Origin of the sequence: Buttiauxella brennerae ATCC 51605, assembly GCF_001654925.1 — a bacterium.
Classification (GTDB): Bacteria; Pseudomonadota; Gammaproteobacteria; order Enterobacterales; family Enterobacteriaceae; genus Buttiauxella; species Buttiauxella brennerae.
Genome location: NZ_LXER01000007.1, coordinates 1 through 12,217, shown reverse-complemented (window position 1 = coordinate 12,217; position 12,217 = coordinate 1). Strand labels below are relative to the sequence as shown.

The 12,217-nt window shown below is 48.2% G+C and carries 10 protein-coding genes; 1 reads left to right on the top strand and 9 read right to left on the bottom strand.

Features of this window, described 5'->3' with window-relative positions; translation table 11 throughout:
- Positions 1 to 11 precede the first annotated feature (11 nt).
- Together M975_RS04515 and M975_RS04510 are read right to left on the bottom strand one after the other, a co-directional pair.
- Complete coding sequence (locus tag M975_RS04515; protein WP_064557687.1) at positions 12 to 1,166, bottom strand: efflux RND transporter periplasmic adaptor subunit; 1,155 nt, start codon at positions 1,164 to 1,166, stop codon at positions 12 to 14.
- 120 nt (positions 1,167 to 1,286) lie between these two features.
- Positions 1,287 to 4,397, bottom strand: coding sequence for an efflux RND transporter permease subunit (locus M975_RS04510; RefSeq protein ID WP_064557686.1), 3,111 nt, complete (start codon positions 4,395 to 4,397; stop codon positions 1,287 to 1,289).
- 240 nt (positions 4,398 to 4,637) lie between these two features.
- Between M975_RS04510 and M975_RS04505 the strand changes: the two genes are divergently transcribed.
- Positions 4,638 to 5,255 (top strand): TetR family transcriptional regulator, encoded by a 618-nt coding sequence (locus M975_RS04505; protein ID WP_064557685.1) that lies wholly within the window; start codon positions 4,638 to 4,640, stop codon positions 5,253 to 5,255.
- A gap of 48 nt (positions 5,256 to 5,303) precedes the next feature.
- On the opposite strand, the gene chbG is transcribed toward M975_RS04505, so the two are convergent.
- The 7 genes from chbG to phoH all read right to left on the bottom strand — a co-directional run bounded on the left by chbG (position 5,304) and on the right by phoH (position 11,672).
- Positions 5,304 to 6,065, bottom strand: a complete 762-nt coding sequence (gene chbG, locus M975_RS04500) for a chitin disaccharide deacetylase (RefSeq protein WP_064557684.1) — start codon at positions 6,063 to 6,065, stop codon at positions 5,304 to 5,306.
- 45 nt (positions 6,066 to 6,110) lie between these two features.
- Positions 6,111 to 7,454, bottom strand: a complete 1,344-nt coding sequence (locus tag M975_RS04495; RefSeq protein WP_064557683.1) for a 6-phospho-beta-glucosidase — start codon at positions 7,452 to 7,454, stop codon at positions 6,111 to 6,113.
- Positions 7,455 to 7,594: 140 nt separating this feature from the next.
- A complete protein-coding gene (gene chbR, locus M975_RS04490; protein ID WP_064557682.1) occupies positions 7,595 to 8,431 on the bottom strand; it encodes a transcriptional regulator ChbR in 837 nt (278 codons plus the stop codon).
- Positions 8,432 to 8,443: 12 nt separating this feature from the next.
- Positions 8,444 to 8,791 carry a PTS N,N'-diacetylchitobiose transporter subunit IIA gene (gene chbA, locus M975_RS04485; protein ID WP_064557681.1) on the bottom strand — a complete coding sequence of 116 codons (348 nt, stop codon included), beginning with the start codon at positions 8,789 to 8,791 and terminating at the stop codon, positions 8,444 to 8,446.
- Positions 8,792 to 8,851: 60 nt separating this feature from the next.
- Positions 8,852 to 10,210 (bottom strand): PTS N,N'-diacetylchitobiose transporter subunit IIC, encoded by a 1,359-nt coding sequence (gene chbC / locus M975_RS04480; RefSeq protein ID WP_064557680.1) that lies wholly within the window; start codon positions 10,208 to 10,210, stop codon positions 8,852 to 8,854.
- 86 nt (positions 10,211 to 10,296) lie between these two features.
- Entirely contained in the window at positions 10,297 to 10,620 is a 324-nt protein-coding gene (locus M975_RS04475) for a PTS sugar transporter subunit IIB (RefSeq protein ID WP_064557679.1), read from the bottom strand.
- Positions 10,621 to 10,883: 263 nt separating this feature from the next.
- On the bottom strand, positions 10,884 to 11,672 hold the full coding sequence (phoH, locus tag M975_RS04470; protein WP_064557678.1) for a phosphate starvation-inducible protein PhoH: 789 nt from the start codon (positions 11,670 to 11,672) through the stop codon (positions 10,884 to 10,886).
- Positions 11,673 to 12,217 lie beyond the last annotated feature (545 nt).

Genomic DNA, 12,217 nt, shown 5'->3' with positions numbered 1-12,217 from the left:
TCCAGAATACCTCAGCGAGTTTGGGCGGCAGCGCTGTCCGGCACTATCTGAACAGCCACTCCAGGACGCACGCGTTGAAGCCCACTGACGATGATTTTGTCACCCGGCTTAACGCCTTTGGTGACGAGCCATTGATCGCCAATCGCCTGCGGTGCAGTGACTTCACGGACTTCAGCTTTATTGTTTTCAGCGACAACCATCACCGTGGCATCACCGCGTGGGTTACGGGTTACGCCTTGTTGCGGCACCAGCATCGCTTCAGGCTGAATGCCTTCGTCAATTTTTGCGCGCACATACATGCCCGGCAGCAATTGGTGCTGTGGATTCGGGAACACAGCACGCAAGGTAATCGAACCGGTGGTCTGATCGACCGTGACATCGGAGAACTCCAGTTCACCGTTTTGCGGGTAAGGCTGGCCATCTTCCATCAGCAGTTGTACGGCGGTTTTGCCGTTGGGCTTTTGCAGACTGCCCTTCTCAACGGCCTGCTTTAACTGCATAAAATCGTTACTCGATTGGGTGACATCCACATAAATCGGATCGAGTTGCTGCACCGTCGCCATCGATGAAGCCTGGCCATTGGTGACCAACGCCCCTTCGGTGACATTCGATTTACCAATACGCCCGTCGATAGGTGATGAGACTTTGGTGTATGCAAGATTAATACGCGCGTTTTCCACATCTGCTTTTGCCGCTTTCACTTCAGCGTCAGCCTGTTGAGCACTGGCGATGGCCTGATCGTAATCCTGCTGGCTGATATATTTTGTGCCAAGCAGCGGCAGGTAACGTTTTACGGTTAAATGTGCGATATTCGCAGCCGCTTGTGCCTTGGCAAGTGAGCCTTGCGCACTGTTCCAGGCCGCCTGATAAGGCGCCGGATCTATCTGATACAGAGAATTGCCGGCCGCAATATCACTGCCTTCAACAAAATTACGCTTCAGGATAATGCCGCTAACCTGTGGGCGAACTTCAGCGACACGGAAGGCGTCAGTTCGCCCTGGAAGTTCAGTCGTCACAGCCAACGGCGCTGCTTTAACGGTATACACATTGACTTGCGGCGCAGGCGCTTGCGCCTTTTCATCGCCTTTATCATTACAACCCGTTAATACTCCCGCTGTGAGTAAAAGCACAGAAGGCAGGATGATGAACTCACCGTATTTCTTCATTACTATTCCTTAATAAAACAAAGCGTACTGGCATCCGTAAGCGCGGCACCAGGCCAGACTCTTGAAGTAAAAACTTGCCGCCGATGCGCAAATGCAAACCTCACCGGCGACGTATTCCTGTTATTTCGCCTTACCGAAGCGACGGCTTATCACGACAAAAAATACCGGGACAAAAAACACGGCTAACAGCGTGGCGGAAACCATCCCGCCCATCACACCGGTACCCACGGCATTTTGCGCACCACTCCCTGCCCCACTGCTGATCACCAGCGGCATGACGCCGAGAATAAAGGCCAGCGAAGTCATTAAAATTGGGCGCAGGCGCATACGCACCGCGTCGAGCGTGGCCTCAATTAACCCTTTGCCTTCTTTGTCCATAAGATCTTTGGCGAACTCGACGATAAGAATTGCGTTCTTTGCCGACAGGCCGATGGTGGTCAACAACCCGACCTGGAAATAGACGTCGTTATTCAAACCGCGCAGCGATGCGGCCAGCAGTGCACCCACCACGCCGAGCGGCACCACCAACATGACCGAGAAAGGAATTGACCAGCTTTCATACAGTGCGGCCAGGCATAAGAAGACGACGAGTAAAGAGATGGCATACAACGCAGGTGCCTGGTTGCCGGACAAACGTTCCTGATAAGACATACCGGTCCAGTCAAAACCAATCCCGGCAGGTAATTTCGCTGCCAGATCTTCCATCAACAGCATGGCTTCACCGGTACTCTTACCGGGCGTAGCTTCTCCCAGGATCTCCATGGAAGGCAGACCGTTGTAGCGCTCAAGACGCGGGGAACCGTAAATCCAGTGAGCGTTTGCAAACGCGGAGAATGGCACCATTTGCCCACTACTGCCACGCACATACCAGGTGTTGATATCTTGTGGCAGCATGCGGTTGGACGCGCGACCCTGGAGGTATACTTTTTTCACGCGCCCATGATCGATGAAATCATTGGCGTAAGTACTTCCCAGGCCGGTAGCAATGGTTTGGTTGATATCTGAAATGCTAACACCCAGCGACTGCGCCTTTTCCTGGTCGACTTCCAGCTTAAATTGTGGTGTGTCTTCCAGACCGTTTGGACGCACACGCACCAGCATATCCGGGTGTTTTGAGATCATACCCAGTAACTGGTTTCGAGCCTGCGTCAATGCTTTGTGGCCCATGCTCGCCTGGTCGATCAATTCAAAATCGAACCCGGTCGCCGTACCCAATTCAGTGATTGCAGGCAGGTTAAAGGCGAACACCATTCCGTCGTGAATCTGGCTAAAGGCACGCGTAGCGCGGCCAACAATCGCCTCGACTTCATTCTCCTTACCCTTGCGCTTATCCCAGTCTTTCAGGCGCACAAACGCCAGGCCGTTATTCTGCCCTTTACCACTGAAACTGAAGCCGTTAACGGTGAATACCGATTCGACGTTGGCTGATTCTTTGGTCAAATAGTACTGGGTGATCTGTTCCATGATTTTCTCAGTTCTGGCCTGAGTTGCCCCTGCGGGCAGCGTCACCATGGTGAGGAACACACCCTGATCTTCCTCGGGTAAAAATGAGGTCGGTAAACGCAGGAACAAAAGCGCCATGCCAACCACAATCAGCACGTACAGCAGCATGTAACGCCCGGTACGGCGCAGGATCAGTTTCACACTGGAGGTGTAATGGTTTGTGCTTTGCTCGAAGCGGGCATTAAACCAGCCAAAAATCCCGGTGGTTTTGCCGTGGCTACCTTTGGCAACAGGCCTGAGCAGTGTCGCGCACAATGCCGGTGTCAGGATCAGCGCAACCAGGACAGATAACGCCATTGCTGAAACAATGGTGATTGAGAACTGGCGATAGATAACCCCGGTTGAGCCACCGAAAAATGCCATTGGAATAAACACCGCCGACAACACCATGGCGATACCGACCAGCGCTCCTTGTATCTGCGCCATCGATTTTTGGGTTGCTTCTTTCGGCGGCAATCCCTCTTCCACCATCACGCGTTCAACGTTTTCCACCACCACAATGGCATCGTCCACCAGCAAGCCTATCGCCAGAACCATGCCGAACATCGTTAAGGTATTGATGGAGTAACCAAACGCAGAAAGCACGGCAAAGGTGCCCAACAAAACAACCGGCACGGCAATCGTGGGAATCAAGGTGGCACGGAGGTTCTGCAAAAACAGATACATGACCAGGAACACCAGAACGATGGCTTCCAGCAGCGTTTTAAACACTTCGCGAATGGATATTTTGATGAATGGCGTAGTGTCATAGGTGTACACCACGTTCAACCCGTGCGGGAAATAGGGTTGCAGCCGCGCCATTTGTTCCTGCACCGCTTTGGCGGCGTCCAGAGCATTGGCACCGGTTGCTAATTTAATGCCCAGACCTGCGGCTGGCTTGCCGTTATAGCGGGCGATAACGTTGTAGTTTTCTCCACCCAGTTCGATGCGACCGACATCACGCAATTCAACTTTCGCACCGTTGGGTTGCACTTTCAGGAGAATGTGGCCGAACTGTTCCGGGTCACGCAGACGAGTCTGAGCAATAATTGACGCATTGAGCTGTTGGTCAGCAACTGCTGGCGTTCCACCGAGCTGCCCGGCTGCTACCTGCGCGTTTTGAGTTTTGATCTGGTTAACCACATCAAGCGTGGTTAACTGGTATTTATTCAATTCATTAGGATCAAGCCAGATGCGCATCGCGTATTGAGCGCCAAAAAGCTGCACATCCCCTACCCCGGCCGTGCGACTGATAGGGTCTTTGATATTGGACGAAATATAGTCAGCAATATCATCCTGACTCATGCTGCCATCCTGAGAAATAAAACCGGCAACCATCAGGAAACTACTGGAGGATTTTTTCACGCTGATCCCCTGTTGCTGCACTTCTTGTGGCAACAGAGGCATGGCGAGCTGAAGTTTGTTTTGCACCTGGACCTGAGCAATATCAGGATCGGTGCCTGATTTGAAGGTCAGTGTTAAACCCACGCTGCCTGAGGCATCGCTGGTTGAGGACATGTACATCAGGTTATCCAGTCCGTTCATATTCTGTTCAATGACTTGCGTCACTGTGTCCTGAACGGTACTGGCATCAGCACCTGGATACGTTGCGTTAATAGCTATCGCAGGCGGGGCAATTGTCGGGTATTGAGCTACCGGCAAACTGATGATGGACAGCACACCAGCAAGCATCAAAATGATCGCCAGCACCCAGGCAAATATAGGGCGCTCGATAAAAAACTTCGCCATGTAAAAAAGTTCCCTGTTATAGGTCTGACGGGGTAATGCATATAAAGATGGTCAGCTTAACAGAGGCTTCGTCGATTAATTATTCACGGCTGTATGTATAAATCTTATATTCCAACGCTGGACATAGAAAAATTTAGAGCACACAATAATTCGCGTTCTAAATAGATTAACAACAAATAGAAAAACAATGTTTAAACCTGTTAATTCTTGTAACTAATATCCACAAAGAGTTAATTTAACATGGCAAGAAAAACCAAACTGGAGGCGCTTAAAACGCGTCAACATCTGATCGATGTCGCGATCACACTATTTGCTAAAAATGGCGTATCCACGACCACACTTGCCGATATTGCCGACGCAGCGGGCATGACCCGTGGCGCCATTTACTGGCACTTTGACAGCAAAGTGTCACTGTTTAATGAAATCTGGAATACACAAACCTGTATCTCTCAGGAAATAAGAAGAAAGCTCAAGTCTCAAATACCTGATGACGATTTTCAGTTATTACGTGAAATCTTTATAGAAACTTTAAAGGTGATCTCCTCAGACCGTCGCCAGTATGAGTTATTACAAATTCTTTACCATACGTGTGAGTTTTCTGGAGAAATGTATTCTGAAAGGGAAATAAGAGAACGCTTCTGGTTTAATCGTGAAAGGATGAGCAAAATTTTACGCAGTTGTATTTCAAAAGGAAAGATCCCTTTAAATACCAATGTTGACCTCACGATAACCATCATTCACGGTTATTTTAGTGGGATCATTAAAAACTGGCTGATGCAGCCGGAAAACCTCAACCTGTATGAGCAAGCGCCCGACGTGGTCGACAACCTTTTCTTGATCCTCAAAAAATCAGCCTGATAAAAAGGGCAACGGTTTTCGCCGTTGCCCTGCTGGCAATAATACCCTTTAAAGATCTGTAAACGTTCCCAAACGGTAACCATGCTCTGCTATCGCGTACTTCAGCGAAGAGGAGGTCAGTACGTCCAGTTCAGCTAGGCGCGGATAGCAATATTTGCTCGCAAGGATAGTGTTATCAATAAATGATGGGTGGCACATTATTTCTAATGATTGCTCACCACGCGCCATGGCGCGATCCAGCGTATTGAGGAACAGCGTTTCTGAGATGGCGTCGCCATAAAAGCTGCTGTCAAACCCCTGTGGCGCTTTAACGCCTTCGCGCACTAACCCGGCAGAAAGTGCAGCTTCATAGTCAAAACGAACAGGAATCCCCTTCTCTTTGGCAAAGGCCTCAACGATCGGGTAGATCTGCGCAATCATATGCACATGGTGATGGCTGTCGATGTGCGTCGGCATGCGGCCAAATAGCTCGATGAATTTCGCAAACTGGCATTCCAACTCATGCTCAATTTCTGCCAGCGGCAGCGTATCTTCTTCAGCCCGTTGCCAGATCCATTTACCCAGCTCGCCTTTTTCATCTACCAGGCCCGGCATGGCAGAAAGTGGTCGCCCTAAGGTCAGCACAAAGTGCATGCCAACAGCAAGGCCGGGGTGTTTAGCACTGAGCGCAACAGCGTGTTCAATCCCCTGCCCGTTAACCATCGCGGTAGTTGACGTCACAACACCGTTAACGAATGCGTCGATGATGCCGTAATTTTGCGCCTTACATAGCCCAAAATCGTCCGCGTTAACAATTAATAACTTGTCCATTATCGCCTCGGTAAGCTGCCTTCCCTTTGCAGGGAAGGCGTCCAGTTATTTAAATTCAGCGATCGCTTTAGCAAAGTTTGGCAGATTAGCTTCATGCGCGAGCAGCATATCGCGGGCAATTTTCTCGGCGTCTTTATCTGAATGGATAAGCGGGCTCAAATTGAGCGCCAACAGAACGTCGTTAAAGTTGCCGCTTAAAGCCGCTTCACTTGCAGCAACTTCAAACCCTTTGATGGTGTAGATAAGGCCTAACACTTTCTCATCAAAATGAGTAATGCGCGGCGACGGAGTTGCGCCATCACGACCGATGGTACAGGTCATTTCAACCGCCCAGTCCGCAGGGATGTTATCAACATGACCGTGGTGCGGCACGTTAACGTAATGCTCGCTTTGCTTGTCGTTGTAGATATCGCTGATCACTTCGCAGGCCGCGTCAGAGTAGTAAGCCCCGCCACGCAGTTCCAGTTCTTTAGGTTTCACATTCAGGGCCGGATCTTTATAAAGCTCGAACAGCTGTTTTTCGACTTTCTGAACAACCGTGGCACGTGCGCCACCTTTGTAGAACTCACCCATTTCGATGGCCAGCATCTCTTTTTGCTTGAAGTAATAAAGCAAGTAAGAACATGGCAGCAGTCGAAGTGAACGAATCAGGCCTTCGCTAAACGGCAAATCAAAGATGTTTTTCACGGAACCCGCAGTCAGCGTACCGGAGGCCACGCCATCGAGCAGTTCATCAAAACGGGAAGTCCCGTTAACAATGACATCTTTGATGAACACCATGTGGTTCAGGCCGAACAGGTCAATGTTCAGTTCGTCCGTTGGTGCGAGTTTCAACACATCTTTAATGAACATTTTCATGCCCACTGGAATGTTGCAAACACCAATGAATTTTTTAAAGTCGGTGTGGCGATATACCGCTTCGGTAACCATACCGGCTGGGTTGGTGAAGTTAATGACCCATGCGTCAGGGCAGATTTCTTTAACGTCGTTGATGATGTCGAAAATCACCGGAATAGTACGCAGGCCTTTGAACAACCCGCCAGCTCCGTTAGTTTCTTGGCCCAGATAGCCATAACTTAACGGGATACGCTCATCCAGTTCGCGGGCTTTAAGCTGCCCGACACGCAATTGCGTGGTAACAAAATCGGCATCAACCAGAGCTTCGCGGCGGTTCAGGGTTTTATATAAAGCAATCGGTACGCCGGCACGTTCAATCATACGCAAACAGAGATCAAAGATAATATCTTGTTTCTCTTTACCTGCCTCAACATCAACCAGCCATAATTCAGTAATCGGCAACTCTTCGTAACGTTTAATAAAACCTTCGAGTAATTCAGGGGTATAGCTGCTACCACCACCGATTGTGACAACTTTCAATTTTTTACTCATGAGGACTCCGGTACAAGTTTATTGCACTGTAAATTAAGACAGCGATATAGATGTATTATTGAAGGTTATATGCCGCACTTATAACATGGGATATGTTTACCAACCTTCACTAATACATTCACAATGGATATGAATAATGACTATTTAATACTGTATAACTGTTTCCGATAATGTTGCGGTGTAAAAGAAGTTAACTTCTTAAAGTTTTTAATAAACATACTGGCACTACTATAACCTGACTCGAAGGCAATATCGGTGACAGAATAGTTGGTAATCTCTAGCTGCTTCTTCGCAAAATCAATTCTTATCTCATTGATAATTTGCATTGGCGTTTTGCCGTAATGGCGTTGTGTGGCGCGGGTTAAGTACTCTTGTGACTTACCGGACAACCCAACCATATTCACTAAAGCTTTATCGCCAAACATCAACTTGCCATGCATCTGCTCAACAGTATTTTTCAGCCAGCCTGGGATATCACCGCCAGACTCAGATTCTTTATGATGGCGCAGACGATTCACAATATAAAACGTCACCATCTCGAGAAATTCACTGAACTCCCCTTGTCGGAAGTTTAATGAGGCCGTCACAGATTCAATGTAAGTCAGAAATTCATTTTTAATCTGATAAACCTGCGAAGCAATAAAACATGCCGGAAATAACGGTAAATAATGCTGTTCAAAAAAAGCTTTGCTGATACCCACATTCAGAATTCGGGTGGCACCAAAATCATAAAAACTTTGATGATAAGAACCGAGTGGAATGAAGACAAAACTCCCTCTTTCCAGTAGCACACGTTTACCGTTGATTTCCTGGTAATAACGCCCTGTCAGCACTACCGTAAATTCGTAATAATCATGCTGGTGCAGCCCGGAGACACTTTCGACTTTGTTGTGGATGAACATGTGGAAATGTTGACCATCAAAAAGTTGGCTCTCGCGTGCCGTGTTGATTTCCATACTGATTACCGGTGGCTGCATAGGGACTCCAACTTATTTTATTTTTTCGTGAAGCTCAATAAGTTCTGTAACCAACTCACGGGCAAGCATCGAGGTCATCAGGTGGTCTTGTGCATGAACCAGTACCAGACTCACTTTAGTTTTGCCTTCACCCTGATCACCTTCAATCAGCTTGGTTTGCACCAGGTGCGCGGCGTTCAGTGCTTCACGAGACTGCGCCATCAACTCCCAGGCTTTTTCAAAATCGCCTGTTTTCGCGATTTTCAGTGCGCCGTATGCAAGGCTGCGAGCCTGGCCTGAGTTGATGATTAAACCCATCACGACTTCTTCAAGATCGTCGGTATCCACTTCGCTTTCTACAACATTGTCTAAGTCAAACATCACATTCTCTCCCGGTATTTTAAAGTGGCTGGGGGCAAAATCCCGCCCCCAGCCTAAGTTTTAGAATTTCAGTGCATTAGCAATATCTTCTTCGCTTTCTTCTTCTTCGATTACAGCCTGCGCTTTGTTAGACAGGATAACGAATGGCATGTAGACACATGTCGCGACACCCAGGTTAAACAGAGCAACTAACAGTGCTGCGATACTACCGTTACTGTTGAAGAAGGCGCCCAACCCGGTTGGCATTGTCCACGGAGCCAGGTTGGTGACCGGTGGAATAATCCCCAGCGAGTAAGCCGCAAGCGTGATAGCTGCCAGAATCGGCTGCACCAGTACAAACGGGATAAACATAACCGGGTTCATGATGATTGGCAGACCGAACAGGATAGGTTCGTTAATCTGGAAGATGCCTGATGGCAGTGCCAGTTTCGCAACCTGACGGTGATCGGCGCGGCGTGAAACCATGAAGATGGCGATAATTAAACCCAGTGTCGCACCAGAACCACCCAACAGGATGTAGGAGTCGAGCATTGGTTTCGCCCAGAAGTGGAACTGTTTGCCTGCATCAATCGCAGCCTGTACAGAACCGTACTGGTTGTAGAGAGCGATGTTTTCCAGCGCCCATGGGGTCATGATGCCGTTATCCAGCGCGGTAAGCGCCAGTGAACCATGCACACCGAAGAACCACAGCAGGGAGTTGAAGATAACGTACGCCCAGCCCACTACCGCACCCATCGACGCCAGCGGTGTAGAGATGGAATCCATAATGATCTGGTGGAAGTTGCTACCGTGATTCGCCAGCACCCAGGAAATAATCCCGAAAATAGACAGGATGAGGAAACCTGGAATTAATGCTGAGAATGACCGTGATACCGAAGTCGGTACGCTATCAGGCAAAGTAATAACCCAATTGCGGCGGATAACGAAAGTAAATAGCTCCGCAACGACCAGACCAATAACAATACCGGAAATTATATTCTGACCCCCTAACCAGTTCGCACCGACAGCATAAGCTTCGCCAACGCTATATGGCGTTACGGTCATAAATGCTGCAACGGATAATAAACCGGCAGCAAGTGGATCAACCTTGCGTTCCTCAGCAAGCGCCATACCAATGAAAAAAGGAGCCATTAGCGACATAATACCCAATGTGCCGTTATACACATTGCCGCCAATGGCTTTTAACCCATTAAGGGTTTCAATGGTCGAGGGATCTAAGCGAATACCTAAGGAATAGAAAAAGGAACCGGCGCCAAAACTTAGAAAGACGTTATTGATTAATACAAACATGGCCCCGGCAAGGGTCAATGGCATTAATTTGATGAAACCATTTTTAATTGCGTTGACGTGCGGTTGCTTCCCAATTTTCACTGCGAAAGGAAGCAATATCTTTTCAAGTGAATCAATGACTTTACTCATTTGTAATTTCCTTTATTGCCGCAAGAGTCTTGCGGCCAGGTTGTGTAAGGTCGTTCTTTGACGGAAAAATAAAACAAAATATAAAATTAATTATTTGCTGCCTTCTTGATAGATGCGACTGCTGCTTTCAGTACGCCTAATCCATCAATTTTGCCGTACATTGCTGAATCAATAACTTCTACCGGTTTACCCGGTAATACTTTTTGAATTTCTGGAAGCATATAAGCGATTTGCGGCCCGAGTAATACCAGATCCGCATCCTTGCCCTTTTCAGCAGCCAGCGTTTCAGGCCACGCTTCGATAATGACTGGCACTTCATACTTCTCTGCCTGCGCCTTCATTTTTGATACCAGTAATGAGGTGGACATTCCGGCAGAACAAAATAGGTAGATACGTCTTTTAGTCGTCATAATAAATGCCTCACGTTGCAACAGTCTGCATGTCGGAAATCAGCACAACCCACGCCTGCAAAAGGGACTGATTGGAAAGTTCTGATTCTTTTCTTGTTGGGATAAGTATACGGCAACACGTCGGCGGGGAATAATTATGGGGAGTCTAAAATTGTCTCTCCTTGACTATCCGTTTTGATACCCTTCACATTTCGGGTAAATAATTCGCGCAAAGAAAAAAGCCCAAACAGAGTTTGGGCTTTACAATCAATTTACACCTGGAATCAGTCGTAGGCATTCAACGTGCGCTGGCAAAGGGCTGAGCGCACACAATCTTGTTTGCCAAAACGGACAACACCGACCATATCATCTTCTTCAAAACGTTGCAGAGCATCGCTCAGACCGGACTGAACGCCGCGTGGCAAATCACATTGTGTGATATCGCCATTGACGATGACCGTCACGTTTTCCCCAAGGCGCGTTAAGAACATTTTCATTTGCGCTGCGGTGACATTCTGCGCCTCATCAAGGATAACCACCGCATTTTCGAAGGTACGTCCGCGCATATAGGCGAACGGCGCAATCTCTACTTTGCCGATTTCGGGACGCAGGCAGTACTGCATGAAAGACGACCCTAAACGTCGCACCAGAATGTCATAGACCGGGCGGAAATAAGGGGCGAATTTTTCCGAAATATCCCCAGGCAAGAAGCCGAGATCTTCGTCAGCTTGCAGGACTGGTCGGGTAACAATGATCCTGTCGACATCCTTATGTATCAGGGCCTCAGCGGCTTTCGCCGCGCTGATATACGTTTTACCGCACCCAGCTTCGCCGGTGGCAAAGATCAGCTGCTTTTTCTCTATGGCATTAAGATAGTGCTGTTGAGCCTCATTTCGCGCCGCTATTGGTGAGTTATCACGGCAATCCCTGGCCATGCCGATAGATTCAACGCCGCTCATCTGCACAAGCGATGTGACCGATTCCTCTTCGCGTTGCTTGTGGCTACGCGAATCCCGTCTCAGCACACGTTTTGCTTCACGACGAGCTTTGATCACTGCTTTCTGTCTTCCCATGGATGGCACCTTACAGTTGGTTTCATTTCCCGCGTCACGATCAGGTGCGCGATTATGCTTACTAACGGATGAGGTTTGGCTTCCTTTTAAGCCATGAACTGCCGGTTGAGAGGATGCACCAGTTAGACGCGTGACGCCGCTTAGCGCATCGTTAATACGTTGAGGTGTTGTGGAATCAAGATATTTAGCGGTGAAGATAACGAAGCCGGAGGAGAGGCCTCCGCGCTGGTTGGTGCGGGTAAGATGTTTTTTCAATCGTCCAGTACAGGACCCTACCATTCGCGATCTCCAATGTGATTGAAATTCACAGCCGGGAACTACCGCTCGTGCTTTAAGTACATCAAATTTTATCTTAATTGCAACACTTATTTTACTTTAATTCAACATTAGCGTTTCGTCATGTGCTAGTCAAAGTTATGACATAAAAAAATGTCATTTTTATTTCAATGATATAGGCAGATGAAAATTGATTGAATTATAGGCAGGCAAATTGTTAGCAAATGAAAAATTAGCAGGGGAAGGATTGCCCTCACCCCAACCCTCTC